23 protein-coding genes and 1 pseudogene are annotated in these 26,933 nt (G+C 67.5%); 17 read left to right on the top strand and 7 right to left on the bottom strand.

Translation table 11 applies throughout. From position 1 onward, the window contains the following. Positions 1-2: 2 nt before the first annotated feature. The 4 genes from QP166_RS17955 to QP166_RS17940 all read left to right on the top strand — a co-directional run bounded on the left by QP166_RS17955 (position 3) and on the right by QP166_RS17940 (position 3,187). Positions 3-980, top strand: a complete 978-nt coding sequence (locus QP166_RS17955) for a proline iminopeptidase-family hydrolase (RefSeq protein ID WP_333917139.1) — start codon at positions 3-5, stop codon at positions 978-980. Between the two features lie 195 nt (positions 981-1,175). Next, positions 1,176-1,709 carry a CarD family transcriptional regulator gene (locus tag QP166_RS17950; RefSeq protein WP_022684772.1) on the top strand — a complete coding sequence of 178 codons (534 nt, stop codon included), beginning with the start codon at positions 1,176-1,178 and terminating at the stop codon, positions 1,707-1,709. 114 nt (positions 1,710-1,823) lie between these two features. Then, on the top strand, positions 1,824-2,540 hold the full coding sequence (locus QP166_RS17945; protein ID WP_333917138.1) for a head GIN domain-containing protein: 717 nt from the start codon (positions 1,824-1,826) through the stop codon (positions 2,538-2,540). Further along, positions 2,528-3,187 (top strand): GIN domain-containing protein, encoded by a 660-nt coding sequence (locus QP166_RS17940; RefSeq protein ID WP_333917137.1) that lies wholly within the window; start codon positions 2,528-2,530, stop codon positions 3,185-3,187. The genes QP166_RS17945 and QP166_RS17940 overlap by 13 nt, the downstream gene beginning before the upstream one ends. Before the next feature lie 13 nt (positions 3,188-3,200). On the opposite strand, the gene QP166_RS17935 is transcribed toward QP166_RS17940, so the two are convergent. Next, positions 3,201-3,740 carry a SixA phosphatase family protein gene (locus QP166_RS17935; RefSeq protein WP_333917136.1) on the bottom strand — a complete coding sequence of 180 codons (540 nt, stop codon included), beginning with the start codon at positions 3,738-3,740 and terminating at the stop codon, positions 3,201-3,203. Positions 3,741-3,756: 16 nt separating this feature from the next. Further along, the gene (locus QP166_RS17930; RefSeq protein ID WP_333917383.1) at positions 3,757-6,414 is read right to left on the bottom strand and encodes an ATP-dependent DNA helicase; all 2,658 of its coding nucleotides are present in this window, start codon (positions 6,412-6,414) and stop codon (positions 3,757-3,759) included. Positions 6,415-6,758: 344 nt separating this feature from the next. Here QP166_RS17930 and sucC point away from each other — a divergent pair, with 344 nt between their 5' ends. The 8 genes from sucC to QP166_RS17890 all read left to right on the top strand — a co-directional run bounded on the left by sucC (position 6,759) and on the right by QP166_RS17890 (position 14,050). Then, positions 6,759-7,958 carry an ADP-forming succinate--CoA ligase subunit beta gene (sucC, locus tag QP166_RS17925; protein ID WP_333917135.1) on the top strand — a complete coding sequence of 400 codons (1,200 nt, stop codon included), beginning with the start codon at positions 6,759-6,761 and terminating at the stop codon, positions 7,956-7,958. Between the two features lie 231 nt (positions 7,959-8,189). Beyond that, the gene (locus QP166_RS17920; protein WP_333917134.1) at positions 8,190-8,939 is read left to right on the top strand and encodes an electron transfer flavoprotein subunit beta/FixA family protein; all 750 of its coding nucleotides are present in this window, start codon (positions 8,190-8,192) and stop codon (positions 8,937-8,939) included. 137 nt (positions 8,940-9,076) lie between these two features. After that, on the top strand, positions 9,077-10,006 hold the full coding sequence (locus QP166_RS17915; protein WP_333917133.1) for an electron transfer flavoprotein subunit alpha/FixB family protein: 930 nt from the start codon (positions 9,077-9,079) through the stop codon (positions 10,004-10,006). A gap of 234 nt (positions 10,007-10,240) precedes the next feature. Further along, positions 10,241-10,915, top strand: coding sequence for a phytanoyl-CoA dioxygenase family protein (locus tag QP166_RS17910; RefSeq protein WP_333917132.1), 675 nt, complete (start codon positions 10,241-10,243; stop codon positions 10,913-10,915). 40 nt (positions 10,916-10,955) lie between these two features. Next, a complete protein-coding gene (locus QP166_RS17905; protein WP_333917382.1) occupies positions 10,956-11,603 on the top strand; it encodes a peptidylprolyl isomerase in 648 nt (215 codons plus the stop codon). Positions 11,604-11,608: 5 nt separating this feature from the next. Beyond that, complete coding sequence (gene ung, locus QP166_RS17900; RefSeq protein WP_333917131.1) at positions 11,609-12,301, top strand: uracil-DNA glycosylase; 693 nt, start codon at positions 11,609-11,611, stop codon at positions 12,299-12,301. A gap of 235 nt (positions 12,302-12,536) precedes the next feature. After that, complete coding sequence (locus QP166_RS17895) at positions 12,537-13,118, top strand: TIGR00730 family Rossman fold protein (RefSeq protein ID WP_159753592.1); 582 nt, start codon at positions 12,537-12,539, stop codon at positions 13,116-13,118. Continuing rightward, positions 13,115-14,050 (top strand): phytoene/squalene synthase family protein, encoded by a 936-nt coding sequence (locus QP166_RS17890; RefSeq protein WP_333917130.1) that lies wholly within the window; start codon positions 13,115-13,117, stop codon positions 14,048-14,050. Before QP166_RS17895 ends, QP166_RS17890 begins: the two co-directional genes overlap by 4 nt. A 126-nt stretch (positions 14,051-14,176) precedes the next feature. Here QP166_RS17890 and QP166_RS17885 read toward each other — a convergent pair whose 3' ends face one another. The 4 genes from QP166_RS17885 to QP166_RS17870 form a co-directional block, all read right to left on the bottom strand. Continuing rightward, on the bottom strand, positions 14,177-15,640 hold the full coding sequence (locus tag QP166_RS17885) for a tryptophan halogenase family protein (RefSeq protein ID WP_333917129.1): 1,464 nt from the start codon (positions 15,638-15,640) through the stop codon (positions 14,177-14,179). Then, positions 15,637-16,662, bottom strand: coding sequence for a cupin-like domain-containing protein (locus tag QP166_RS17880; protein WP_333917128.1), 1,026 nt, complete (start codon positions 16,660-16,662; stop codon positions 15,637-15,639). Before QP166_RS17880 ends, QP166_RS17885 begins: the two co-directional genes overlap by 4 nt. After that, positions 16,659-17,360, bottom strand: coding sequence for a SapC family protein (locus QP166_RS17875; RefSeq protein ID WP_333917127.1), 702 nt, complete (start codon positions 17,358-17,360; stop codon positions 16,659-16,661). Before QP166_RS17875 ends, QP166_RS17880 begins: the two co-directional genes overlap by 4 nt. A gap of 71 nt (positions 17,361-17,431) precedes the next feature. Beyond that, positions 17,432-20,623, bottom strand: coding sequence for a TonB-dependent receptor (locus tag QP166_RS17870; protein WP_333917126.1), 3,192 nt, complete (start codon positions 20,621-20,623; stop codon positions 17,432-17,434). Positions 20,624-20,875: 252 nt separating this feature from the next. Here QP166_RS17870 and QP166_RS17865 point away from each other — a divergent pair, with 252 nt between their 5' ends. Then, positions 20,876-22,438: a glycoside hydrolase family 43 protein gene (locus tag QP166_RS17865; RefSeq protein ID WP_333917125.1), complete on the top strand. Its 1,563-nt coding sequence runs from the start codon at positions 20,876-20,878 to the stop codon at positions 22,436-22,438. An 8-nt stretch (positions 22,439-22,446) separates the two neighbouring features. On the opposite strand, the gene QP166_RS17860 is transcribed toward QP166_RS17865, so the two are convergent. Continuing rightward, entirely contained in the window at positions 22,447-23,265 is an 819-nt protein-coding gene (locus QP166_RS17860; RefSeq protein WP_333917124.1) for an inositol monophosphatase family protein, read from the bottom strand. A 44-nt stretch (positions 23,266-23,309) separates the two neighbouring features. Between QP166_RS17860 and QP166_RS17855 the strand changes: the two are divergent. From QP166_RS17855 to QP166_RS17840, 4 genes and pseudogenes are all read left to right on the top strand, one after another. After that, a pseudogene (locus QP166_RS17855) lies at positions 23,310-24,181 on the top strand (sterol desaturase family protein). Continuing rightward, positions 24,150-24,470, top strand: coding sequence for a DUF2141 domain-containing protein (locus QP166_RS17850; RefSeq protein WP_443027229.1), 321 nt, complete (start codon positions 24,150-24,152; stop codon positions 24,468-24,470). The pseudogene QP166_RS17855 and the gene QP166_RS17850 overlap by 32 nt, the downstream one beginning before the upstream one ends. A 61-nt stretch (positions 24,471-24,531) precedes the next feature. Further along, a complete protein-coding gene (locus QP166_RS17845) occupies positions 24,532-25,413 on the top strand; it encodes a MipA/OmpV family protein (RefSeq protein ID WP_333917122.1) in 882 nt (293 codons plus the stop codon). 454 nt (positions 25,414-25,867) lie between these two features. Further along, entirely contained in the window at positions 25,868-26,902 is a 1,035-nt protein-coding gene (locus QP166_RS17840; protein ID WP_333917121.1) for a ferritin-like domain-containing protein, read from the top strand. Positions 26,903-26,933 lie beyond the last annotated feature (31 nt).

Raw genomic sequence — 26,933 nt, 5'->3', positions numbered from 1 at the left:
ACATGCGGGTGACCCGCCGTGCGCTGCTGGCCGGCGGTGCGGCGGCGCTGGCCCCACTCCCCGCGTTCGCGCGCGACGCTACCTATCCGCCGCCCGATCGCGAAGCGATGCTGCCCGTGCCCGGCGGGCGGATCTATGTTCGCGTCAACGGTGACCTGAACGGCCCGCGCCCGCCGCTGGTGCTGATCCATGGCGGTCCCGGCGGCACCCACAATGCGATGCTCGACGCCCTGGAACTCGCCGATCAGCGCGCGGTGATCCTCTACGACCAGCTCGACAGCGGCCGTTCCGACTGGCCGCAGGACCCCGCCAATTGGCGCGTGCCGCGCTTCGTCGACGAACTGGAGGCGATCCGGCATGGACTCGCCGTCACCCGCTGGCACGTCTGCGGCGTCAGCTGGGGCGGAACGATCGCGCTCGAATATGCCGCGCGCCGCCCGGCCGAATTGGTCAGCACGATCCTCGGTGGCCCGTTGATCACCACCCGCGCCTGGCTCGCCGACGCCGATGCGTTGCGCGCCGCGCTTCCGCCCGTCACCCGCGATACGCTCCTGGCGTGCGAAAGCGGCACCCCGCCCGCGGCATCGCTGTGCGAACAGGCCACCGAGGTCTTTTACCGCCACTATAATCGCCGCGAAGATGCGCCCGTGGCGATGCGGTCGACGCTGGGACGTGGCTTCGACCAGCGCCTGTACGAGACGATGTGGGGCAAGAGCGAGTTCGTCTCGACCGGCACATTGCGCGATTACGACGGCACGCCGCTGCTTGCGAAACTCGAGGGCAAGCGCACGCTTTTCATGGTCGGCCAATATGATGAAGCGCGCCCGGTTACCGCACTTGGCTTCGCGGCCCGCGTCCCGGGCGGCGCGGAAGTGACCGTGATTCCTGGCGCCGCACACGGCACCTTTTCGGATCGACCCGCCGAGACAATCGCGATTGTCCGCGCCTGGCTGTCACGTCACGACACGCGCGCATTGTAAGAAAGTTCCGCATCGTCAGCGACTCTGCCCTAAACAGGCTGGAAATTTTGTTGCGAGTGGGTTATATACGTCCGGCACGGGCGCTTCCTTAGCGTCCGCCGGAGACGTCCAACCTTTTTGCCCCAGCCCGATCAGCAACGCGGCGCTTGCGCCACGGTCGGGTCCGTTGGGGCCACAACATTGGAAAGGCCACCTATGGCTGCCAAGGCTCTGCATTTCGATGTCGGCGATTATGTCGTTTACCCCAAGCACGGCGTCGGGCGCGTCATCGAGTTGCAGAAACAGGAAATCGCCGGAATGCAGCTGGAGCTGTACGTCCTGCGGTTCGAAAAGGAGCGGATGACGCTCCGCGTTCCCACCAACAAGGCCGAATCGGTCGGTATGCGCAAGCTGTCGTCGGACAAGACGATGCGCGAGGCGATGGAAACGCTCAAGGGCAAGCCCAAGGTGAAGCGCACCATGTGGTCGCGCCGTGCGCAGGAATATGAGGCGAAGATCAATTCGGGCGACCTCGCGTCGATCGCCGAAGTGGTCCGCGACCTGTTCCGTGCCGACGACCAGCCCGAGCAGAGCTATTCCGAGCGGCAGATCTTCGAAGGCGCGTGCAGCCGCCTTGCGCGTGAACTCGCCGCGATGGAACAGATCGACGAGCCGGCCGCGCAGGAGAAGATCCTCGACATCCTCCGCAAGGCCGCGGCGATCTACAACAAGGACAAGGTGCCCGCCTGACGCGGCATCATCCCTGTTGCGTGCAGAAGGGGCGGCCGGCGACGGTCGCCTCTTTTCGTTTGTGCGCACCTCTCGTGTGTATTATCAAGACAACACACGAAGCGGAGATGTCAGATGCGGACGATGGTTCTCGCGATGCTGCTGCCACTGGTCGCATGCGGCAACAATGCCAACATCGAAGGGCAGGAGGTGGCGGCGCAGGGATCCGGCACGACGCGAACCTATGCCGTCCGCGACTTCACCGCCGTGAAGCTGGCGGGCAGCGACGATGTCGATGTGCGTGTCGGCGCCGGGTTCGCCGTGCGCGCCGAAGGTGATCCGCAAGTGCTCGACAAGATCACGGTGACCCGCGACGGTGATCGCCTCACGATCTCGCGCCGACGCTCCTCGACGTGGCAGCGCGGCAAGGCGCGCGTCTTCGTGACGCTGCCCCGATTGAACGCCGCATCACTCGACGGCTCGGGCAATCTCACCATCGACCAGGTGCGCGGCAGCAGCTTCGACGCCCGACTCGCCGGATCGGGCAATCTCCGGATCGCGCAGGTCGCGACCGACTCGCTCGGGCTGTCGCTCTCCGGATCGGGTAACATTACCACTGCGGGTCAGACCGGGCAGTTTTCGCTCAACCTCGCCGGATCGGGCAATGTCGATGCCGCGGCGCTGGTCGCGCGAGAGGCTGCGATCAAGTCCGCCGGCTCGGGCGACATTCGCGCCACCGTCCGCGGCCCCGCGACGGTGTCGCTGGCCGGCTCGGGCGATGTCGATCTCGGCGGCGGGGCGCGCTGCACCGTCCGCAAGGCCGGATCCGGCACGGTGCGGTGCGGGGGCTGATCGCGCTCATCGCGCTGCTCGCGACGCCCGTTCAGGCCGCCGAGCGACGCTGGCCGGTCGGCAGCATCGAACGCTTGAGGATCGAGGCGCCGGTGACCGTCAGTGTCGTCACCGGCGGCGGCAATGGCGTCCGCGGCACCGCCACCGATCGGGCCACGCTCGACGCACTCGACCTGCGCGTCGACGGTAATACACTGACGATCCGCGCGCCCCGCGGCAGCACCGCGCCTGCCGAGATCGTCGTCGCCACCCCGCGGCTCGATACCGTCGCACTGTTCGCCCCCGCGACGGTGCGCATCGACTCGTTGCGCGGCGCGCGCGCGACCGTCTCGATCGCGGGGGCGGGGAGCGTCACCATCGGGCGCGTCGATGCCGAGCGGTTCGACGCGACACTGGTCGGCGAAGGCACGATCACCGCCGCCGGGCGCGCGACCGAGGCGCGGCTCGCCGGCAACGGGCCCGGCACGATCGACACCGAGGCGCTGTCGACCGAGCGGACCGTTGTTCAGGCGGCGGGTGACCTGATCGTCCGCGCCGCCGCGCGCAGCACGGCCCGGATCACCGCCGGCCCCGATGCGCAAGTGACGATGATGGGTCATCCGCAATGCAGCATCCGCGCGGCAACGCCCGCCAACGTTCGCTGCTAGCAAAGGGCGGCCGTTAGTCTCCGTCCGGCCCCAGCGCCGGATCGACGTCGCGCGGCCGGATGAAGCGGGTCAATCGTCCGCTGCCGGCACTCAGCTCTGCCCAATCGTCGGTATCGAACGTGATCTCGGCAAGCGTCGCCGTCGGATACTTCTCCTCGGCGGCCATTCGCAACGTCGCCGCATCGTCGGGGATCAGCAGCAGCGTCAGTTCTTCGAGCCCCGGATTGTGCCCGATCAGCAGCAGCGAGCCCGCCGCCGCATCGCACTCATGCACCACGTCGAGCAATGTCGTCGGCGCAGCGAGGTACAGCCGCCGATCCCATACCGGCATCAACGCCCGCCCCAGCCCACGCGCCACCTCGACGACCGTTTCGTCGACGCGGGTCGCAGGTGACGCCACGACCCGGTCGAACGTCAGCCCCAGGTCGCGGAGATGGCGGCCCATCGTCACCGCCGCGCGCCGCCCGCGCGCGTTGAGCGGGCGATCGAAATCGCGGAGCACCGGATCGTCCCAGCCCGATTTGGCATGGCGCAACAGCGTCAGCGTCTTCACGGGGCATTGGTCTCCGTCAGGCGTCGAGGGCTGCGTCATGCCCCATGTCACGCACGGTGGAAAGCCGCCGCCTCACTCTTTCGGCCGCTTCGTCGAGCGGCACCCGCGTCACCGTCACGCCCGGCGGAAACGCATCGAGCAACCGCGAGGGCATCGCCGCGGACAGCAGCACGAAAAGCCCGGCGTCGCTCCCGCGCCGGATCAGCCGACCGAACGCCTGCGCCAGCCGCGCGCGCACGATCCGGTCGTCATACGCGCTGCCGCCCCCGGTCAGCCGCCGCGCGGCGTGGAGTACGGTCGGCTTGGGCCATGGCACCCCCTCCATCACCACCAGCCGCAGGGAGTGGCCCGGCACGTCGACCCCGTCGCGCAGTGCATCGGTGCCGAACAGGCTGGCGTGCGGATCGTCGCGGAAGATGTCGACCAGTGTCCCGGTATCGACCGGATCGACATGCTGCGCGTGGAGCGGCAACCCGGCGCGCGCCAACCGGTCGGCGACACGCGCATGAACCGCCCGAAGTCGCCGGATCGCGGTGAATAGGCCCAAAGCGCCGCCTTCGCTCGCCTCCACCAGCCGCGCATAGGCGTTGGCGAGCGCGGGAATGTCGCCACGCTTTACGTCGGTGACGATCACCACCTCGGCACGCGCCGCATAATCGAACGGCGACTCGACCTGGAACCGCCCCGCCGCGCGCGGCAGATGCGGTGCACCCACCCGTGCCTCGGCGGTGTCCCAGTCGCCGCCCGCGGTCAGCGTCGCCGACGTCACCAGCGCCCCGTGCGCACCTTTCAGCACCGTCTCGGCGAAGGGCAGCGTCGGGTCGAGCCAGCGGCGGTGCAGCCCCATGTCATATTCGCGGCCCTCGACGCGATCGACCGCCAACCAGTCGACGAAGCGCGGATCGGCCGGGCCACCGACGCGCGCCAGCAGCGCCAGCCACGACGCGACCGTCTCCGCACGCCAGCCGAGCGAGGCGATCGCTCCCTCCACCCGCGCGCGCGCCTGCCCGTCGAGCCAGTCCGGCCCTTCCGCGAGCACCGCCTCCAGCCGCTTGCCGAGCGCCACCATCGGCCGCACCAGCGCGTCGAGCGCCTGCGCGGCAGGGGCGGCGGCCTCGATCAGTTCGGGCGAGGGTTCGGCGAGTTCGGTCTCGAGGCCATAGCCCGCATCCGCGCCGCGCTCCTCAGCGCGCGCATAGGCGAGACCGCGGACCGCCCCCAGCAGCGCCTCGATCGCGCCGAACGGCTGCCCCTCGGCGACGCGTGACAGCCAGCCATCGGACGCCAACGCCTGCGCGGCGCCGACGATGTCGGTCACCGCGCGCCCGCCCTGTTCGTCATAGCTCGCGACATCCGAGAGCCGTGCCTGCAATCCGCGCCGTCGGCCGCGTGACGTCCCCTCCGGCCCGACGATCCAGCGCCGCAGCTCGATCGTCTCCGCGCCGGTCAGCGCGGTGCCGAACATCGCATCGGCGGCGTCGAACAGATGATGTCCCTCGTCGAAGACATAGCGCGTCGGCCGCGTCGCCAACTCGCGCCCGCGCGCGGCATTGACCATCACCAGCGCATGGTTAGCGATCACCAGATCCGCCTCCGCCGAGGCGCGGGCGGCTCGCTCGATGAAGCATTTCCGGTAATGCGGGCAGCCGGCATAGACGCACTCGCCGCGTCGGTCGGTCAGCGCCGCCGAGCCGTTGCGGCGGAACAGCGCGACCAGCCAGCCGGGCAAGTCGCCACCGATCATGTCGCCATCGTCGGTGTAGGCCGCCCAGCGCGCCACCAGATGCGCAAGGATCGCCGCCCGCCCCGCGAAGCCGCCCTGCAAGGCATCCTCGAGGTTGAGCAGGCACAGATAATTCTCCCGCCCCTTGCGAGTCACCACCTTCGCCTTGCGCAGCGCGCGATCGGGATAGAGGCGTCGCGTCTCATGCCCGAGCTGACGTTGCAGCGCCTTGGTATAGGTCGATACCCACACCGCGCCTCCGGCCTGTTCCGCCCACAGGCTGGCGGGGGCGAGATAGCCGAGCGTCTTGCCGATCCCCGTCCCCGCCTCCGCGAGCATCAGGTTGGGCGCTTCGCGTGTGGCGCGCGGCGCGAAGGCGGCGCCGGCGGCCACGGCATAGGCACGCTGCCCGGCGCGCGGCTCGGCTCCCTCGCCGGTCAGCCGGTCGAGGCGGTCGAGCACCGCGCGCTCGCCCAGCGTGATGCTGCGCGGGGCGGGCCGTGGCGCGACCTCTTCCCATTCGGGCAGCCGCGCGAACAGCCAGCGCTCGTTCTGCTGCGGCTTGGCGATCCGTGGCCCGACGACCGGCGCCCATGCCCAGCGCGCGCGGGTCAGCGATTGCGCCGCGGTCCACGCGCCCTCGCGCTCGGGCCAGTCACCCTCGGTCACTGCCAGCATCCGCACCGTTGCGTCGCGCAGGAACGCCGCCACGTCATCGTCGCGCGTCGGCGCAGCCATCCCGCATACGTCGGCCACGCCCTTGGGGGTCGGCACCATGAAGCGCGCTGGGTGCAGGAATGCGAACAACTCCAGCAGGTCCAGCCCGGACAGGTCCGCATAGCCCAGCCGCTGTCCAATCAGCGGCGCGTTCAGCAGGATCACCGGCGTATCCGCCGCCAGCCGGATCGCCTCGCCGCGCGACAAGGCCCGCGTCGTCTCTCCATCCGCCATCCAGATGCCCGAATGGCTCGCGTGCAGCGCGGGATGCGGTAGACGGATCACGCTTCATGACATGGCGCTGCCGGAACGAAAGAGCAACCCGGCGAGTGGTGGCAAGACGAGGCGCTGCAAGCCCGATTGTTCGCACGGCGCTTGTCGGCGTGTTTGCCCCAAGTACTCTGGCCTTGACACGTGCTTCGACAAGCTCAGCACGAACGGGTAAGCAAGCGATATAGGAAGCCGCAAAAATCCCTTATTGCAATTGCATCGCAAATGCGAGGCGATAAAGGGTGGATTTGCCGCCGCCCTTGTGCTTTAGGCTGCCGGGATTTTATCGCTGCACTTGGGAGAGCCCCGTGAACATCCACGAATATCAGGCCAAGGAACTGCTCGCGAAATTCGGCGTGCCCGTGCCCGCCGGCTTCGCCGCGATGAGCGTGGATGAGGCGGTCGAAGTGTCGAAGAAGCTTCCCGGACCGCTCTATGTCGTCAAGGCGCAGATCCACGCCGGCGGACGCGGCAAGGGCAAGTTCAAGGAGCTTCCCGAGGGCAGCAAGGGCGGCGTCCGCCTCGCCAAGACCGAGGACGAGGTCCGCCACGCCGCGACCGAGATGCTCGGCAACACGTTGGTGACGATCCAGACCGGCGAAGCCGGCAAGCAGGTCAACCGCCTGTACGTGACCGATGGCGTCGACATCGCGAAGGAATTCTACCTCGCATTGCTCGTCAATCGCGCCACGGGTCGCATCTCGTTCGTCGCCTCGACCGAGGGTGGCATGGACATCGAGACGGTCGCGCATGACACGCCCGAGAAGATCCACTCGATCGACGTCGATCCGGCGACCGGCTTCCAGCCGCATCACGGCCGCGCGGTCGCGGGCGCGCTCGAGCTCACCGGCGATCTGGCCAAGCAGGCGTCGAACGTCGCGGCGAAGCTGTACGACGCGTTCCTGGGTACCGATGCCGAGCAGATCGAGATCAACCCGCTCGCCGTCACGGAAGACGGCAAGCTGATGGTGCTCGACGCCAAGGTCGCCTTCGACGGCAATGCGATGTTCCGCCACAAGGATCTCGCCGAGCTGCGCGACGAGACCGAGGAAGACGCCGCCGAGCTGGAAGCGTCGAAGTACGACCTTGCCTATATCAAGCTGGACGGCGACATCGGCTGCATGGTCAACGGTGCCGGGCTCGCGATGGCGACGATGGACATCATCAAGCTGAACGGCATGTTCCCGGCCAACTTCCTCGACGTCGGTGGTGGCGCGAGCAAGGAGAAGGTGACGGCCGCGTTCAAGATCATCCTTGCCGATCCGGCGGTGAAGGGGATCCTCGTCAACATCTTCGGCGGGATCATGAAGTGCGACATCATCGCCGAGGGCATCGTCGCCGCGGCGAAGGAAGTGAACCTGTCGGTGCCGCTGGTCGTGCGCCTCGAGGGCACGAACGTCGACAAGGGCAAGGAAATCCTGTCGAATTCGGGCCTCGCGATCGTCCCCGCCAACGATCTGGGCGATGCCGCACAGAAGATCGTCGCCGAGGTCAAGAAGGTCGCCTGACACGCACCGCGACCATCGCGGACCGTATCGAAGACTCGCGGGGGCGGGGTCGGCACGCCGGCCTCGCCCTTCGCGTATTTGGCGCAGCGCCATGGACATCTCGGCGGCCTGACGCTTTATCGCTTTACGACAGAGGATGCCGGCCGCCCGCAACCCGGCCGCATCGGCCGCTCACTTGATGTTTACGTAAACGTCAGGTAGCAGCCCGGATATATTGAGGAGGGTAGCGCAATGAAGGTGCTGGTGCCGGTCAAGCGCGTGCTTGACTATAATGTAAAGCCCCGCGTGAAGGCGGACGGCTCGGGCGTCGATCTCGCGAACGTCAAGATGAGCATGAACCCGTTCGATGAGATTGCGGTCGAAGAAGCGATCCGTCTCAAGGAAAAGGGCATCGTCACCGAGATCGTCGTCGTCTCGATCGGCGAGCCGAAGGCGCAGGACACGCTGCGCACCGCGCTGGCGATGGGCGCCGACCGCGCGATCCTCGTCACCTCGGAGACCAAGGTCGAACCGCTGGGCGTCGCCAAGCTGCTCGCCAAGATCGTCGAGGAGGAACAGCCGCAATTAGTGATCCTCGGCAAGCAGGCGATCGACGACGACAACAACCAGACCGGCCAGATGCTCGCCGGGCTGCTCGGTTGGGGCCAGGGTACGTTCGCGTCGAAGGTCGAGCTGGCCGCTGATAGCGTCACCGTCACCCGCGAGGTCGACGGCGGGCTGGAGACGGACACGTTCAAGCTGCCCGCGATCGTCACCACCGACCTGCGCCTCAACGAGCCGCGCTACGCCTCGCTGCCCAACATCATGAAGGCCAAGTCGAAGCCGCTCGCGACCAAGACCGTGGCCGACCTCGGCGTCGATGTGACGCCGCGGCTGACCGTCGTCAGCGTCGCCGAGCCGGCCAAGCGCATGGCGGGCGTCAAGGTCGCCGATGTCGACGAGCTGGTGAACCGGCTCAAGTCGATGGGCATCGCAAAATAGTTTGGGGGTGGGAGGCATGGCGCACCATTCCTCCCGCCGTTCGTGCTGAGCCTGTCGAAGCACGGGTTCCGGGACACGCCCTTCGACAGGCTCAGGGCGGACGGATCAAACGGGGCAAGTCTCCGGAGAGGTAGATCATGAAGACTCTGGTTTGGGTCGAACACGACGGATCGACCGTCAAGGACGCCACGCTCTCCGCGGTCACCGCCGCGGCGAAGCTGGGCGAGGTGCATCTGCTCGTCGCCGGGCAGGGCGTCGGCGCGGTTGCTGAGGCGGCGGCGAAGATCGCGGGCGTCGGCAAGGTGCATGTCGCCGATGACGCGGCCTATGCGCATCAGCTCGCCGAGAATGTCGCGCCCCTGGTCGTCGAACTGATGGGGCATCACGACGCGTTCGTCGCGCCGTCCACCACCACCGGCAAGGCCGTCGCCCCGCGCGTCGCCGCGCTGCTCGACGTCATGCAGATCAGCGACGTGCTGTCGGTCGAGGGGGAGGACACGTTCACGCGCCCGATCTATGCCGGCAATGCGATCGCCACCGTCAGGACGTCGGATGCCAAGAAGGTCCTCACCGTCCGCGGCACCGCGTTCGAGAAGGCAGCGGCCGAGGGTGGCGCGGGCACCGTTGAGCCGGTCGCCGCGACCGGCGACGCTGGCCTGTCGACGTTCGTCAATCAGGAGATCGCGGCCTCGACGCGTCCGGAGCTGACCAGCGCGAAGGTCATCGTTTCGGGCGGTCGCGCGCTCGGTTCGGGCGAGAAGTTCCACGAACTGATCGAGCCGCTCGCCGACAAGCTCGGCGCAGGCGTCGGCGCGAGCCGCGCCGCGGTCGATGCGGGCTATGTGCCGAACGACTATCAGGTTGGCCAGACCGGCAAGATCGTCGCACCGGAAGTCTATGTCGCGGTCGGCATCTCGGGCGCGATCCAGCATCTTGCGGGCATGAAGGACTCCAAGACGATCATCGCGATCAACAAGGACGAGGATGCACCGATCTTCCAGGTCGCCGACCTCGGCCTGGTGGGGGATCTGTTCAAGATCGTGCCGGAGCTGACGGAGAAGCTCTGACGGCGGAAGGCGGGCAACCTGCCCGCCGGTGTAGCAAGCGAAGCGACGCTGCATCCGCCGACACGGCCGGCGGCGCCACAGCGCCGTCCGACGACGCGGGATTCACTCCCGCGTCGTGGCCCCACACGCTGTCGTCATTGCGAGCAGAGAGAGGCAATCCAGAGCCGGGCCAAGACGCCTTGGATTGCGTCGCTGCACTCGCAATGACGAAGTTGGCTCGGTACGCCTGTCTTCATGAGTGCCACCCCGCCCCTCGACTGGTCCCGTGACGGTGCCGCTCACCATCCAGCCGCCGCGATCCCGCTCCTCCCCGCCCTTCACAGGCTCGCCGACGACCTTCCGCAGGACCGCGCCGGCCTCCGCCTCCACGGCCACCCCGCGCTACCCGCTCTCCTCGCCGCCGGCCCCATCCACGCCATCGCCACGCTCCACCTCGGTGCCGCCACGCAACCGGTGCGCGCGGTTCTGTTCGACAAAACCCCCGCCACCAATTGGTCGCTCGGCTGGCATCAGGATCGCACGATCGCCGTCCAGACCCGCGCCCACGTTCCCGGCTACGGTCCGTGGTCAACCAAACAGGGCATTCAGCACGTCGAGCCCCCGTTCGCGATCACCGAAGCGATGGTGACGCTACGCATCCACCTCGACGACACCCCCGCCGACAACGCACCCTTGCTGATCGCCCCCGGCTCGCACCGTCTTGGCCGCATCCCCGAGGACGCGATCGCCGACACCGTCGCACGTCACCGCACCGTCGCGTGCCTCGCCGATGCAGGCGATGTCTGGTGCTACGCCACCCCGATCCTCCACGCCTCGGCCGCCGCGCAGGGCAATCGCCGCCGCCGCGTCCTTCAGGTCGATTATGCCGCGACCGCGCTCCCCGAACCGCTCGTCTGGCTCGGCATCTGACGGCGTTGCGATCGTGCGCGCGCGTCCGTACATCCGCGCGATGCGTCGCCTTCACCTGCTGCTCGCCCTCCTCGCCGTTGCCGCGCCTGCCACGGCCCAGCGCGCCGACCGCGCCACGCCGGGCTGGGTGCGCGTCCGGCTGGAAACCGCCGACGGCCCGATCATCCTCGCGCTCGATCAGCGCCACGCGCCGCTCACCACCGCCAATTTCCTGCGCTACGTCGACGATGGCCGCTTCGACGGGGTCAGCTTCTATCGCACCGCGCGCAGCAAGAAGCTGCCCGGCACCGGCTTTATCCAGTCGGGCATCCGCACCGACGCGCGCCGCTTCCTCGACATGATCCCGCATGAATCGACCAGGAAGACCGGTATCCGCCACCTCGACATGACGATCTCGATGGCGCGCAAGGGGCCGCCCGGCTCGGCGAACGGCAATTTCTTCATCACGGTCGGCCCGGCAGCTTACATGGACTGGAGCCCACGCGACCCCGGCTATGCCGCGTTCGGTCGCGTCGTGGCGGGGCAGAAGACCGTCAAGCGCATCCTCGCTGAGCCGACCGGCCAACAGATGAACGGCACGCTGATGCTGCGCCCGGTGGTGGTGACACGCTCCGTCCGACTCGACGGCACGCCAAAGCCGACGGGTCGCCCGCGTCCATGGCTGCTCGAACATCGCCGCGACGGCTGAGGCACGTGCAGCCGACGTTCGATCCCAGCTGGCACAACGCACTCGCCGCGCCGCTCGCCAGTGACGCGATGGCCGCGCTGACCCGCTTCCTCGCCGCCGAGGAACAGGCCGGGACGACGATCTTCCCGCCCGCTGCCGAGCGCTTCCGCGCGCTCGAACTCACCGCGTTGCCCGACGTGCGCGTGGTAATCCTCGGGCAGGACCCCTATCACGGCGCAGGGCAGGCGCATGGCCTGTGCTTCTCGGTCCGTCCGGGCGTGAAGCCGCCGCCCAGCCTCGCCAACATCTATCGCGAGCTGGCAACTGACTGCGGCATCGCGCCGCCGACCCACGGCTTTCTCGAACAATGGGCGCAGCAGGGCGTCTTGCTGCTTAACACGGTGCTGACCGTCGCGGAGGGTCGCGCCGCCGCGCATCGCGGACGCGGCTGGGAGCAACTGACCGACGCGATCATTCGCGCCGTTGCCGAACAAGATGCGCCGACCGTGTTCATGCTCTGGGGTAGCCACGCGCAGGCCAAGGCGCCGCTCGTCACCGCCGCCGGCGGCGACCGCCACCTGATCCTCACCGCCCCGCATCCCTCGCCGTTGTCGGCCTATAAGGGCTGGTTCGGTTCGGGCCATTTCAGCAAGGCCAACGTCTTTCTGGCTGCGCACGGCCGCGGCGCGATCGACTGGAGCGTCCCACCGCTGGGGTGAACGTGCCGACGGGCTTGGCGCAACCCGAATTGGAGCGGAAGGGCTTGAACCATCTTTGTCGCCACCCCGGCGAAAGCCGAGGCCTAGTTAGGAAGGCCAACGAGATGAAGCGTCATGCGTAGCATCAGCGTCCCCAACCTGGGCCCGGCGTTCGCCGTGGTGGCCCCTCAGGTCGCTGGATTACGCCACAGCACAATGGTTGCCCCACCCGCGCCGATCCCGTAGCGCGAGGATCATGAAGCGCCTTGCCATCTACTGCGGCTCCGCCACCCCCTCGGACCCCTTCTACCTCGATCTCGCGCGTGAGGTCGGCCACACGCTCGCGACGCGCGGGATCGGCGTCGTCTATGGCGGCGGGCGGCTCGGGTTGATGGGCGCGATCGCCGATGCCGCGCTCGCGGCGGGCGGCGAGGTGATCGGCGTGATCCCGCAGGCGCTGGTCGATGCCGAGGTCGCGCATCGCGGTCTCACCGAGCTCCACGTCGTGACCGGGATGCACCAGCGCAAGCAGATGTTCACCGATCTCGCCGATGGCTTCGTGACGCTGCCCGGCGGCACCGGCACGATGGACGAACTGTGGGAAGCGCTCAGCTGGGCGCAGCTCGGCTATCACGCCGATCCGGTCGGGCTGCTCAACGCCGGCGGCTATTATGACGCGATCGTCGCCTTCTGGGAGAAGATGGGCGAGGTCGGCTTCCTGCGCGCGCAGCACCGCGACCTGTTGATCGTCGACGAGACGCTCGGCGGGCTGCTCGACCGGATGGCGGCGCACGTCCCGACGCAGCCGATCGTGCGCATGGCCGCCTCGGACCTGTGAGCGACACGCGCGCGGCGCTGGTCGACACCGCGCGACTGTCGATCGCGCGTGGCTCGAAGAGCTTCGCCGCCGCGTCGAAATTGTTCGCACCGGTCGTGCGCGAGCGTGCGTGGCTGCTCTACGCCTGGTGCCGCGCCTGCGACGATCTGGTCGACGGGCAGGATCATGGCCATGATCGCACGATCGTCGCCGACGCGCGCGATCGGGTCGCGCGGGTCCGCGCCCTCAGCGACGCCGCGCTCGACGGGAAGACGACCGGCGAGCCGGCGTTCGACGCGCTGGGCGTCGTCGCGCGCGAAACCGGGCTGCCGCGCCGCTTCGTCCATGACGTGATCGACGGGTTCCAGCTCGACGCCGAGGATTGGCACCCACGCAGCGAGGACGATCTCTACCGCTATTGCTACCATGTCGCGGGGGCGGTCGGCTTGCTGATGGCGGTGGTGATGGGGGTGTCCCCCGACGATGACGCGACGCTCGATCGCGCGTGCGATCTGGGGCTGGCGTTTCAGCTCGCCAATATCGCACGCGATATCGAAGAGGATGCACGCGTCGACCGCTGCTATCTGCCCGACGACTGGCTCGTCGAAATGGACATGCCGCCTGGCGAGCATATGAAGCCGCCGTATCGCGAGCGGCTGGCGGTGCTGGCGAAGCGGCTGGCAACGCGCGCGCAGCTGCACGAGGACAGCGCTGCGATCGGGACCAAGGCGCTGTCGTTCCGTTCGGCGTGGGCGGTGCTGGCGGCGGCGGGGATCTACGGCGACATCGCGCGCGAAGTCGCGGCGCGCGGGGCGCGGGCATGGGATCACCGGGTCACGACTTCGAAGGGCGCGAAGCTGGCATGGATCGCGCGCGCGGGGCTCAAGGCCGCGCGGCGACAGGCGCTGCCCGACACCCCGCGCGACCCGCGACTGTGGACGCGGCCCCGCTGACCCCTCCCGTCATTACCGCGAAGGCGGGAATCCAGACGCGCAGGTCCGTCGGTAGAGACGCAACGTCAGAGGTTCTGGATCCCCGCCTTCGCGGGGATGACGATCAAGGCAGGCGAGCGGTTTGCCTCACACCCGATCCAGATACGCCTGATGCGCCGGCAACCCGCGCACCGCGCCCGCGACATTCGCAGCCAACTGCCCCAGGGTCTGTTGCAACCGCCCCTCGGGCATCATCCGCGCCACGCGGTTATGCGCTTGCGGCGTCAGCTTCTGCCCCAGCATCACCTGCACCCACGACGTGATCGTGAACAGCTCGTCGCTCGCCTGAAACGCCTGCGCGCCCTCGCGGAACAATGCGATCCGCGTCGCGAGCGAGTCGGGCAGCGGCATGTCGCGCATCCGCTGCCAGAACGGCTCGTCGCGCTGGTTGAGCGTATAATGCAGGATGATGAAGTCGCGCACGCCCTCGATCTCGCGCCGCGCCATATCGTTGAAGCGCCCCGCCGCCGCTTCGCTCACGCCGTCGAACGGAAAGAGTTGCAACAATCGCGTCAGCGCGATCATGATGAGGTGGATGCTCGTCGATTCAAGCGGCTCGACGAACCCGCCTGCCAGGCTCAGTCCCACGCAATTGCGCTCCCACGCCTTCACCCGCCGCCCGGTGCGAAAGCGGATCACGCGCGGGTCGATCAGCGTCTTGCCGGTCACGCTCCCCAGCAAGCGCGCCTGCGCCTCGTCGTCGCTCAGATAGTCGCTGGCATAGACGATGCCGTTGCCCAACCGGTGCTGCAGCGGGATGCGCCATTGCCATCCCGCATCATGCGCGATGGCGCGCGTGTAGGGGACTGCCGGGCCGGTCGCCTCGGTCTGCACCGCGATCGCGCGGTTGGTGGGCAGCCACGCGGCCCAATGCTCGTAATCGACCCCCAACGTCTCGCCGAGCAGCAGCGCGCGAAAGCCGGTGCAGTCGAGGAATAGGTCGCCCGCCACGCGCGTGCCGTCCTCCATGACCAGCGCGGCGATGTCGCCGCTTTCGCCGTCACGCTCGACCCGCGCGATCTTGCCCTCGACGCGGGTCAGCCCGTCCGCCTCGCAGCGCTCGCGCAGATAGCGGGCGTAACGCGCGGCGTCGAAATGATAGGCGTAGTTGAGCCCCGCCTCCGCGCCGCCCGCAAACCGCTCCGCGCGTGCCGCCTCATGCTCGACGCAATAGCGGCCGATCTCCTCAGCGCTCCCCTGCGCGCGCGCCTCCAGCCAGAAATGGTGGAAGTCGGCCATCCATGTCGATTGCCCGATCGACCCGAACGAATGGAGATAGCGCTCGTCCGGCCGCGACCAGCCCTCGAACGAAATCCCCAGCTTGAAGCTCGCGCCGGTCGCGCGGACGAAGTCGCGCTCGTCGACCCCGATCAACTGGTGAAAGGCACGCACCGTCGGGATCGTCGACTCGCCGACGCCGACCGTCCCGATCTCTTCCGATTCGACCAGCGTCACCGCGACCATCGCGCCGAGCTGCTTGGTCAGCATCGCCGCCGCCAGCCACCCGGCGGTGCCGCCGCCCGCGATCACTACCCGCCGCACGCCCGTCATCGATTCAGCTTCCTCAGCAAGTCGCCGCGCAACCGCCGCGCGCGCGCATCGTCCAGCGGCGCGAGCGCGCCCTGTGCCGCATCGGGCAGATGCGCGGCCGCGCGCGTCGCCTCGCCGAACACGTAATAGTCGAACAGCGCGCGCCACGCCTGCTTCTCCGTCGCCGGGCGATCGCGCAGGCTGAGCAGCGCGTGGAGCAGCGTGTTCATCGGCGTGTCCATGAAGGCCGCCGCGTCATTCCACCAATAATTCACCAGCACGTTGAACGGCGCCAGCGCCTCGACATGGTGCCACCACAGCGCCGGGTAGACGACCGCATCGCCCGGCTCCAGCTCGGCGACCTGCGCCGCGTCGCGCGCTGTGGCGAAGCCGGGAAAACGATCGAGGTCGGGTGCTCGAAAATCGACCAGTGACACCACTTGTCCGCCCGGCGTCGGCTCGAGCGGCCCCGGATAGAGGTTCGCGACCTGCTCCGGCGGGAACAGCGTGAAGCGCCGCCGCCCGACGGCGCATACCGCGATGTTGTTCGACATGTCGTAATGCGCCTGCGCGATGGTGCGCGTCCCGATCCAGATGCTGCGCAGCACGCGTGCGAAATCGGCACGCGAAAGCGCGTTCTCCACAGCCAACCCAGGGAAGAAGCGCTCAAGATCGGTCGAGCCGATATAGAAGCTTGGCGCAGCATCCTCGTCCAGCACCGCCAGCATCCGCGCCATATAATCGTCGAGCGCCACGCGCTCGGCCGCGAAGTCGAGCCGCGTCAGCGTCTCGTCGTAGAAATAGCGCCCGCCCTGCGCGGCATCGGCGGTGTATCCGACGCCCGGCTGGCCGTTGTAGAAGCGCCGCAGATAGTCGACCGCCACCACCGGCCCCTCGCGTCCCGCCGCGACCAATGGCCAATCGGCCGCCAAGCCGCGCACCACCACGGGCGCACCCGCCGCGACCAATGCCGCCAGATCGCGCGCCGCGGGATCGTCGGCCGCGATCTCCCGAACGCGCCGGTCGGTGATCGCCGCGGTCACACCGCCTCCTTGAGCGTCTTCAGCTCGATCAACCGTTCCATGTTGCCGAGCGACGCCGCCGCCATCGTTGCCGCGCGCAGCAATCCGTTGGCGTGCAACCGCTCCAGCGTCGCGCCCGACAGCCCGGCCAGCGCCGCCTGATCGATCGTCAGCAGGTCGGTCAGCTCGTAACCGCCGGCATCGCCCAGATCGATCCGCAGCGTCACGCCGCGCAGCAATCCCGCCGCCTCCAGGTCGGCATGAATCGCGCGTTCGCTTTGCGCCCCTTCAGCCAACAGGTGCAGCGTCGCGCGGACATGCTCCAGATACGGTGCGTCGCCGCCATGGTCGCGGAACAGCGCCACGCCGTCCGTCGCGCCGACGCGAGGATCGTCGCGGTCGATCTGCATCACTGCCTCATCACCCTCGCCGCGCGCCAGCGCGAACGGCCCACGCCGCTGGATCGCCGGGACGAAGCGGGTGGCCCACCGATCCCCGTCAAGGAACAGATTCTCGCCGCGATCGAGCCCCAGCAGGACATAGGCGCGGATGCCACCGCCCTCGCCGCGCCGGAAGACGATCGGCAATTCGCGCTGCGCTTCCTCGAACTCGATCGGGAAGATCGGCAGCAGGTTGGCATGGTCGCCGAACATCGCCCCGGCACGCACCGCGACGCGCAGCTCGGCATCGTCGACATTGTCGAGAGTCGTGAAGGTCATGCCACCCTTGTCCCAAACGCAAAGGGCCACCGCAAGCGATGGCCCTCCACTTCAGTGATCGTCGCGACCGATCAGAAGCGGTAGCGCGCGCCGAGTAGGAAGCGCGGCTTCAGCTCCTGGGCAAGCACCAGATTGCGCTTGGTACGGCCGTAGGTCTTCACGCTCTCGCTGGTCAGGTTGATCCCTTCCAGCGTGACCGCGATCTTGTCGTTGACGTCATAGCTGATGTTGACGTCCAGCGTCCCGAACGGTGCCACGAACAACGGGTTGCGGTTGCCGCCCTGGTTGGTCGCAGCAAGGTACTTGTCGCGCCAGTTGTACGCGACACGCGCCGAGATGCCGTTCTTGTCGTAGATCGCGGTGGCGTTCGCGCTGTTACCAAGCCCGGTCAGCGCGAAGATGTTCACGGTCGGATCGGCGTACGGATCGACGTTCACATCGCCATTCACCTTCGTGAACGATCCCGCGAAACCGAAGCCGGTGTTGCCGAAGAAGTTCGTCCACGCCAGCTCGAAGCCGTTGATCTTGCCTTCGCGGTTGTTGATCGGCTGCGACACCGAGAAGTTGAACAGCGGATCGTTGGCATCGGCGGGAATGTCCACCGCGGCCAGCAGGGAGTTGACGAACGCCTGGTTCAGCGCGCCGCCGCCATTCGGATTGGTGACGTAATTTGCCTCGAACTGCGAGGTGGCCGCAGCCTGGTTGCCGTTGTTCTGGACCAGCAGCGCGGTGTAGCTGAACAAATTGACGTCGCTGAGGTCACGCCCGGCGCTCCGCAGATACGCCGCCGCGGTGCCCGACCGCGAACCCGCCGCTCCCGAGCTGGGATCGCGCAATCCGAAGAGGTTCTGGTTGATGACGCCAGTGCCGAGGAAGTTCGCGACGCGCTTGTCGAAGAAGCCGATCGAAACGAAGCTGGACGGCTTGTAATACCATTCCAACGACACGTCGAAGTTATCCGACAGCAGCGGCAGCAGGTTCGCATTGCCCTTGCTGCCGGTCGGGATCCCGCCCAGCGCGGTCGGACGACCCGGCGCACCCGCCGATTCCGTCGCGAACAGATTGCCGTAATCCGGGCGGGCGAGCGTGCGGCTGAACGACACGCGCGCCTTCACGTTGGTGATCGGTTCGATGCTGAAGTCGACCGCCGGCAACAGGTTTTCATAATTGCCGCGCTGACGACGGGCCGTGAACACCCCGCTCGAGTCGCCACGGAAGTCGTTGTCGGCCGTCCAGACGATGTTGTTGTACGTCTGCACCGCGTCCGACTGGACCCGCGTCTGCTCGTACCGCGCACCGATGACGAGGTTCGCCGGCTTGCCCGCGACTTCGCCATTCCACGTGAACTGACCGAACACCGCCCAGATCTTCTCGCGTACCGTGTCGTCAGCCGGGGCCGACGGCGCCGGCGGCGCACCACGCTGCGAGTAATACGGGCTCAACACGTTGTAGAGGTCGATGGCGTTGCCGCGGAACGCGATCAGCGACGAGCCTTCAGACGCCGGGTTGAAGTGGTCGAACTTGCAGGTCAGGCAATATTGGCTGACCAGCTCGGGTGCGAGCTGCTGGATGATACCCGGGTTCTGCAGGCCCCAATCGCCCAGCGTCTGCTGCGTCTGGGTCTGCGTCGAGTGCATCTTCGAGTCGGTGTACGAACCACCGGCATCGAAGCGGCTGCCGCCGCCCAGATCCCAGCCGAGCCGCGCCTGCAACTGGTCGATACGCTGCGTCTGGCGCGAGATGATCGTCCGCGCCGGGGCCGAGCCCAGATCGCCGATGTCGAGCACGCCGTTGCAATTGCCGGTCGGCGTGGCGGTCGGGCTCGCACGATAGCAATCGTTGATGATCTGCGCCTGCTGCGGGAAGCCGGTGCTGAAGTCGAGCGAGTGCCCCTGGATCACCGGCGCGCCGAGCGCGACGGTCGTCGCGGTGGTGCCGTTGGGGTTGTCCGGCGACGACGTCGAAACCGAGTGGTGGCCATCGACGGTCAGCGTCAGGTTTTCGGCGAACTCCCACTTTGCGTTCAGGCCCACCGAACCCAGCCGTGCCTTGGTGGCCGCCTGCTGCTGCTCGAAGCCTTCGTCCTTCGGCCCGTTCGGCAGGTAATCGCGCAGGAAGATCGCGGTCGCCATGTTCGGGTTGTCGTCGAAGCGAACTTCGCTGAACGGACGGTTGAACCAGTTGGTCTGCTCGCTGCGCTGCTCACGCAGGCGGTTCTGCGCGAACAGGCTGTCGACCGTGAATTCCAGCCGATCGGTCGGGCGGAATTGCAACACGCCCTGGAAGTTGATGCGCTCGCGGCGGTTTTCCGAGAACTGATAGCGGCTGTCGTTGGGCACCAGCACGTACGGCGCGGTCGGACGCGTGCCGTCGATGACGGTCGTCGAGTTGATGAACGTGCCCGGATTGAAGAAGTCCGCGGTCGGTACGACGTTCCAATAGTTCGGGTTCGACTGCGCCGACGCCGAGTAGCGGAGCTGGTAGCTGCCGAACACCGCCGCGCCGAACGTACCTTCTTCGTTGCGGTAGTTGAGCAGGCCGGAGACTTCCGGCGTGACGCGATGCTTGCTGCCTTCGGCCTTCTCGACCGAGGTGTCGTACAACGCCTTCGCACCGATCGATCCGGTTACGCCGGTTTCACGCGAGTCGAGCGGCTTGCGCGTGTCGATGTTGATCGTCGCGCCGATGCCGCCGGTCGGCACCGAGGCGCGGCCGGTCTTGTAGACCTCCAGGCCGCTGACACCTTCCGACGCGATGTTCTGGAAGTCGAACGAACGGCCCGCGCCGCGCGCGAACAGATTGCCGCCGCTGGTGTCGATGTTGGTGGCGGGCAGCTGACGGCCGTTGATCGTGACGAGGTTGAACCCGCCCGAGAAGCCGCGAACCGAGACCTGCGAGCCTTCGCCGTTCACGCGGTTGATCGACACGCCGGTGATACGCTGCAGCGATTCGGCGAGGTTGGTGTCGGGGAACTTGCCGATATCCTCGGCGCTGATCGCGTCGACGACGCCCGGCGAGTCGCGCTTGATCGCGATCGCGCGATCGAGGCTGGCGCGGACGCCGGTAACGACGATGTCATCGGCACCCGGTGCCGGATCCTGACCGACCGGCGTGCCGTCGGCCGGCTGCGCGTTGGTCGGGCTCTCGGTGGTGCTTTGCCCGCTGGTCTGCGCGACTGCGATGCCCGGCACGGCTGCCGCCACTGCCAGTGCCCACACCGACGACGAACGCGCAAGCGCGCCCATGACATGGCTTCCCTTCATCAACCCCTCCTCCGTGACGACGACGCGCCGTCTTGTTCATGTTTGCGACATGATTGCTGATATCGCTATCAGCGTGTCCAAAGGTGTCAATCTGAGGATGGTCGTAAGTGGCGAGGCCGGACGAAATTAGATCAATGTACCGGTGGGGTGTGTTCTAATAGTCACAACGGCTTTCATGTGTACGAAGCCATTTCACAAGCACCTCAACCCTTTCGAATACGGTTTATCATCATACTATTAGGTGAGGCTAGGATGCTGACGAAGCTATCGCTGTTGCTGCAATGCACCACATGCAGCGCAGCCGCTGCACTGTCCGCGATCTCGCCGGGCGTGGCGGCGCAGGTATGGCGCAGCGACCGTGGCGACGGCACCTATGCCAACCCGCCGCTCAACGCCGATTACCCCGATCCCGACATCATCCGGGTGGGCCCCGACTTTTACTTCGCGAGCACTACCTTCGCGAACGCGCCCGGTCTGACGCTTCTCCACTCGCGCGATCTGGTGAACTGGGACATCATTTCGCACCTCATTCCGCGGCTCGATGGCTCACCCAAGTTCGATCTGGCGAACGGGGGCTCGTACCGGCACGGCATCTATGCCCCCAGCCTGCGCTACCGCGACGGCGTCTTCTATGTCGCGGTGACGCCGGTCGGCCAGAATACGCGCATCTATCGCGCCACCGACCCCAAGGGTCCGTGGACGCATGTCACGCTAGATCGCGCCGCGTTCGACCCCGCATTGTTCTTCGACGACGATGGCGCAGTCTATCTCGCCACCTCGATCGGTAGCGACGGCACGATTACCCTCCACACGCTCGACCGCGATGTCACCCGGATCGTGTCGTCACGCGTGATCTACTACAACAAGGGCGCCGAGGGCTCGAAACTCATCAAGCGCAACGGCTTCTATTACCTGTTCAACGCCATCCCCGGCAAACTCGCGCTCACCGTCTCGCGTGCGCGGCACCTCGACGGCCCCTGGGAGACGCGACCGCAGATCGACGACACCGCCGGCGGCCACCAGGGCGCGATCGTCGATCTTCCCAATGGCGGCTGGTACGGCTTCGTGATGCGCGACTCCGGCGCGATCGGCCGCGTCACCAACATCAGCCCGATCTTCTGGCAAGACGATTGGCCGATCTGGGGCACCCCCGCCGCCCCCGGCCGCGTCCCCGACGTCGCCCCGAAGCCGATCGCGGGCCAACCCGTTACCGAACCGCCGTCGAGCGACGACTTCGCAGCATCCACGCTCGGCCGCCAATGGCAGTGGAACCACAGCCCGCTCGACCATCTGTGGTCGCTGACCGAGCGCCCCGGCTGGCTTCGCCTCGACGCCGCGTCCGGCAGCCAGTTCTGGTGGGCGCGCAACACGCTCGTACAGAAGGGACAGGCCCCACGCGCCCGTGGCGAGATGCTGGTCGACACACGCGCGCTGAAGCGCGGCGACGTCTGCGGATTCGGCACGCTCGGCAAGTTCAGCGCGCAACTCTCGGTGCTCGGCGGGACGAACACGCTGACGATGCGCGTCACCGAGGACCGCAAGGACGGTCCCCACGTCGACATCCGCGAAGCCGGACGCCGCTTCGAGGGCAGCCGTTTGTGGCTTCGCACCGACATGGACTTCCCGGCGAAGCTCGCGACTTTATCCTACAGCGAGGACGGCCGCCGCTTCACCCCAATCGGCGGCACCGTGCCGCTGGTGTTCGACTGGCAGACCGGCACGTTCCAGGGAGTCCAGTTCGCGCTGTCCTGCTACAACCCCGCCGGCAAGGGCGGGTGGCTGGACGTCGACCGGTTCACCCTGTCGAGGTTCTAGCAGAATCCTCAATGGTCGTGGTGGTCGTGCCCCGCGACATTGCGCAGCGCCTCCAGCACCTCGTCGGCGCGCGCCGGATCGCCGATCGCGAGCACATGCCCGGCGCTGTCGGCGGTCAGCGGATCGCCGTTCCAGTCGCACATCCGCCCGCCCGCGCCCTCCACGATCGGGGCGAGTGCCGCAAAGTCGTACAGCTTGAGCCCGGATTCGCAGACGATGTCGAGGAATCCGCTCGCCAGCAGCCCATAGTTATAGCAATCGCCGCCGTAGACCGGCCCTTGCCGCGGCGCGCCGCCGCTCGCCGCCGTCACCAGCGCCATGAAGTGCGGCACGTCGGAATCCTCGAACAGGTGCGGGCTGGTGGTGGCGACGATCGCTCCTTCCAGTGCCGGACACGCGCGAGTCCGCACCGGCACGTCGTTGAGCAACGTCGGCCGCCCGGTCACGCCCGTCCAGCGTTCGCGTTGCACCGGCTGGTCGATGATCCCCAGCACCGGCCAGCCGTCCTCGACCAAGGCGATCAGCGTCCCGAAGATCGCGCGCCCGGCGGTGAAGCTGCGCGTCCCGTCGATCGGATCGAGCACCCACTGCCGCCCGGTCACGCCGTCCTTCACGCCATGTTCCTCGCCGACCACCCCGTCCCCGGGGCATTCGGCGTCGAGCAGCCGCCGCATCGCCTCCTCCGCCTCGCGGTCGGCGCGCGTCACCGGCGAGCGGTCTTCCTTCAGTTCCAGCCCGGCCGGCTGTCGGAAATAGGGCCGGATCACCGCCCCGGCGGCGTCGGCGAGGCGATGGGCGAGCGCGATATCGGCGGGACGTACAGGCATGACCCTGCCTATCGCGCCCGTCGGCGATGCGCTAGAAGCCGATTATGTCCGCCACGATCGCTATCCTGCTGTCGGCGCTGGCGATGAGCGTCATCGTCGGCGTGCGCTATCTGGCCGCGAGCGCGGGCTTCGCGTTCGCCACGCGGCTGAAGCACCCACGGCTCTACGCCGGGCTCGATCCGCAGATCCGGCGCGAGATCCTGTGGAGCCTCGCCTCGGCCGCCATCTATGGCGTGCCCGCCGGCATCATCGCCTGGGGCTGGCAGAACCATGGCTGGACGCGGATCTATGCCGACGTCCATGCCTATCCCTTATGGTATCTGCCGGTGTCGGTGCTGCTGTACCTGATCGCGCACGATACGTGGTTCTACTGGACGCACCGCTGGATGCATCGGCCGCGCGTCTTCAAGCTGGCGCATGCGGTGCATCACGCCAGCCGCCCGCCGACGGCATGGGCGGCGATGGCCTTCCATCCGATCGAGGCGATCAGCGGTGCTGTTGCCATTCCGCTACTGGTCTTCGTGATTCCGATCCATGTCAGCGCACTGGGGGTGGTGCTGACGGTCATGACGATTATGGGTGTCACTAACCATATGGGCTGGGAGATTTTTCCGCGGTTCATGTGGGGGGACGGGTGGGCCGCTGGCTGATTACCGCCAGCCACCACCAACGGCACCACGAACGGTACGGATGCAATTATGGCCTATACTTCCGCTTCTGGGACCGGCTCTGCGGCACCGACGACGGGCTCGGCGACTTCGCGCGTATCCATGCGCAAGCGGCTCGCCGCAATGGGGCTGGCGGTGCTGGCGGTGCCGCTGATCGGCGCGGCACCGGTGGGGTCGCTGCAGGTGGACATCGACCATCTGCGCTCGGCCAAGGGGATGCTGCGGCTGTGTCTGACGGCCGATCCTGACAATTTCCCCAATTGCGTCGACGATCGCGATGCGGTGACGCGGTCGGTGCCCGCCGGGCAGACCAGCATCCGCTTCCCCGCGCTGCCGCGCGGAGACTATGCGGTGGCGGTGATCCACGACGAAAACGGCAACAAGAAGCTGGATACGTTCGCCGGCATCCCCAAGGAAGGCTTCGGCTTCTCCCGCAACCCCGCGATCCGCTTTGGCCCGCCGCGCTTCTCGGCGGCGCGCTTCTCGCTCGTTACTGATGCCGAAGAGCAACAGATCCGAATGCGCTACATGCTCTGACCGGCAACATGGAGCGAAATTCCCCGCGAATGGTTGGGCGCGCAGATCAAAGGGAATTTACGTGTACGTCAATCGCTCCGTCGCCCGCGCGCTGCTCGCCGCCGGGCTTGCCTGTTTCGCGATGCCGGCGCTCGCACAAAGCGCGTCGATCCCGGCCGAGCCCAACCCGGCGCCCGATCCGGCACTGGTCGGCGATACGGTGACGGTTGCGGTCGCGGCGGCGTATCTTCCCGATTACGAGGGCTCCGACCATTACCGCGTCGTCCCCGGCCCGGCCGCGATCGGTTCGTTCCACAATTTCGCGTTCCAGGTGGTCGGCAATCGCGCCTCGATCGACCTGATCCCCAATCCCGGCGGTCCGCGCTGGGACGTGCAGGCCGGGCCGATCGGCGTCATCAACTTCAACCGTACCAACAACAATGCGATCGACGATCGCCGCATCCGCGCGCTGGGCGAACGCGGGACCGCGATCGAGCTGGGCGGTTATGTCGGGCTCGGCAAGACCGGCGTGCTCACCAGCCCCTATGACAAGCTGTCGGCCTCGCTCAGCTATCGCCACGACGTCAGCGGCGTGCACGACAGCGGCATCTGGTCGCCCTCGGTCAACTACTTTACTCCGCTCAGCCTGAAGGCGGGCGTCGGGCTGTTCGCCTCGGCCGAGCGCGTCGAGCGTGGCTTCGCGCGCACCTATTTCGACGTCGACGCGGCCCAGTCGGTGGCCAGCGGCCTTCCTCAGTACAGCACGCGCGGCGGGTGGAAGCATTGGACGGTTGGTCTGGCCGGCACCTATTCGCTCACCGGCAACCTGCTGAAGGGATGGAAGGCGATCGGCGGCGTCACCTACAAGAAGATGCTCAACGACTTCGGCGACACGCCGGTGGTCTCGATCGCGGGGTCGCGCAGCCAGTGGCTGGCGGCGCTGGGCGTGGGGTATACGTTCTAGTCGCAGGACGGCCTTGCTCGCGTCGGGCAAGGACTCGTCCAAGACCGGCCGGCGGGGCCCCGCCCCGACCGACGACGCGGCTTCGCCGCGGCGGGATTCTATGGTACGATCCATCAAGTTGAAGTGCCCCCCGGCGAAGGCCGGGACCTAGTTGGGGGACGCCGCCGGTTCACGTCGCGCTTCATCTCGCTGACCTTCCCGACTGTGCCCCGGCCTTCGCCGGGGTACGATGAGAATGGTTCAAGCCAGCTGGCTCAAACTCTAACGCCGCCCCCAAAGCCGACGCGGACGGCGCCTTTCACGACCGCCAGGACGAAGCGGGGTCCCGAATCAAGTCCGGGACGACGCCGCCCTCCCCAAAAAAGCGAAACCCGTCTTTGCCCTCGCGCGATGCTGGCCTATCACGCGGGCAACGCCGCGTACCGGCGCGAGTAATAGAAGGGACGAGCCTGCCATGACCGATAGCGAGCAGCTGATCGAGACGCTCGACGCGCGCGTGCGTCGCCGCGATTCGCGGCGTGCCTTCTTCACCGGCGCACTGGGTGCCGCCGCTGCTGCCGCGACGCTGTCGGGTGCCGCGCAGGCGCAGACCGTGACTCCCACCCCGTCGCCGTCACCTACCCCGACGCCGACCTTCACCGAAGTCGACGTCCTCAACTTCGCGCTGAACCTCGAATATCTCGAGGCGAACTACTACGCCTTCGCCGTCACCGGCAGCGGGCTGGCCGCCGCGGATATCAGCGGGGCGATCGGCACTGCCGGTGCCGCCACCGGCGGGCGCGCGGTGACGTTCAAGGACCCGATCGTTCAGCAATATGCGCAGGAAATCTATCAGGACGAGCTGGCGCACGTCCGCTTCCTGCGCGCGCAATTCACCACGTCGTCGCTCGTCGCGCAGCCCGCGATCGATCTCGGCACCAGCGCGACCGGCGCGTTCAGCACGGCGGCGCGCGCCGCCGGGCTGGTCGGCAACGGTGTCGCGTTCGACCCTTATGCCTCGGACGAGAATTTCCTGCTCGGCGCCTATCTGTTCGAGGACGTCGGCGTCACCGCCTACAAGGGCGCGGCGCCCGCGCTGATCAACAGCAAGATCTATCTGGAGGCCGCAGCCGGTATCCTCGCGGTCGAGGCGTATCACGCCGCGATCATCCGCTCGGTCCTGTATCGCAAGGGGTTGCAGACGCCCTCGCTCCAGCTGATCGAGGCGACCACCGCCATTTCCAAGGCACGCGACACGCTGGACGGCAATCCGACCGAGGATCTGGTGCGCGGCATCGGCCCGGTCGACGACAGCGGCCTGGCGATCACCACCACCAGCGACGGCGATGTCTCGAACATCGCGCCGCTCAACAGCAACGGCATCGCATTCAGCCGCACGCCGTTGCAGGTGCTCAACATCGTCTATCTCAACCAGGCGGCGGTGGCGAGCGGCGGCTTCTTCCCGGCCGGGGTCAACGGCAACATCAAGACGAGCGCGGCATCGGCCTGACGCGAGACGGTGTTCACCGCCTCACCCGCCT

This window comes from Sphingomonas sp. LR60, assembly GCF_036855935.1.
Taxonomy (GTDB): domain Bacteria; phylum Pseudomonadota; class Alphaproteobacteria; order Sphingomonadales; family Sphingomonadaceae; genus Sphingomonas.
The sequence above is the reverse complement of the archived record's forward strand: the minus strand, read 5'-3'. Positions and strand labels throughout refer to the sequence as shown.

What these genes read in the sequence shown, in the direction of transcription:
- QP166_RS17955 (WP_333917139.1), top strand. Translation starts at nt 3, where the DNA reads ATGCGGGTGACCCGCCGTGCGCTGCTGGCCGGCGGTGCGGCGGCGCTG.
- QP166_RS17950 (WP_022684772.1), top strand. Translation starts at nt 1,176, where the DNA reads ATGGCTGCCAAGGCTCTGCATTTCGATGTCGGCGATTATGTCGTTTAC.
- QP166_RS17945 (WP_333917138.1), top strand. Translation starts at nt 1,824, where the DNA reads ATGCGGACGATGGTTCTCGCGATGCTGCTGCCACTGGTCGCATGCGGC.
- QP166_RS17930 (WP_333917383.1), bottom strand. Translation starts at nt 6,414, where the DNA reads ATGGCGGATGGAGAGACGACGCGGGCCTTGTCGCGCGGCGAGGCGATC.
- QP166_RS17920 (WP_333917134.1), top strand. Translation starts at nt 8,190, where the DNA reads ATGAAGGTGCTGGTGCCGGTCAAGCGCGTGCTTGACTATAATGTAAAG.
- QP166_RS17915 (WP_333917133.1), top strand. Translation starts at nt 9,077, where the DNA reads ATGAAGACTCTGGTTTGGGTCGAACACGACGGATCGACCGTCAAGGAC.
- QP166_RS17910 (WP_333917132.1), top strand. Translation starts at nt 10,241, where the DNA reads ATGAGTGCCACCCCGCCCCTCGACTGGTCCCGTGACGGTGCCGCTCAC.
- QP166_RS17905 (WP_333917382.1), top strand. Translation starts at nt 10,956, where the DNA reads ATGCGTCGCCTTCACCTGCTGCTCGCCCTCCTCGCCGTTGCCGCGCCT.
- QP166_RS17895 (WP_159753592.1), top strand. Translation starts at nt 12,537, where the DNA reads ATGAAGCGCCTTGCCATCTACTGCGGCTCCGCCACCCCCTCGGACCCC.
- QP166_RS17885 (WP_333917129.1), bottom strand. Translation starts at nt 15,640, where the DNA reads ATGACGGGCGTGCGGCGGGTAGTGATCGCGGGCGGCGGCACCGCCGGG.
- QP166_RS17875 (WP_333917127.1), bottom strand. Translation starts at nt 17,360, where the DNA reads ATGACCTTCACGACTCTCGACAATGTCGACGATGCCGAGCTGCGCGTC.
- QP166_RS17870 (WP_333917126.1), bottom strand. Translation starts at nt 20,623, where the DNA reads ATGAAGGGAAGCCATGTCATGGGCGCGCTTGCGCGTTCGTCGTCGGTG.
- QP166_RS17865 (WP_333917125.1), top strand. Translation starts at nt 20,876, where the DNA reads ATGCTGACGAAGCTATCGCTGTTGCTGCAATGCACCACATGCAGCGCA.
- QP166_RS17860 (WP_333917124.1), bottom strand. Translation starts at nt 23,265, where the DNA reads ATGCCTGTACGTCCCGCCGATATCGCGCTCGCCCATCGCCTCGCCGAC.
- QP166_RS17850 (WP_443027229.1), top strand. Translation starts at nt 24,150, where the DNA reads ATGCTGCGGCTGTGTCTGACGGCCGATCCTGACAATTTCCCCAATTGC.
- QP166_RS17840 (WP_333917121.1), top strand. Translation starts at nt 25,868, where the DNA reads ATGACCGATAGCGAGCAGCTGATCGAGACGCTCGACGCGCGCGTGCGT.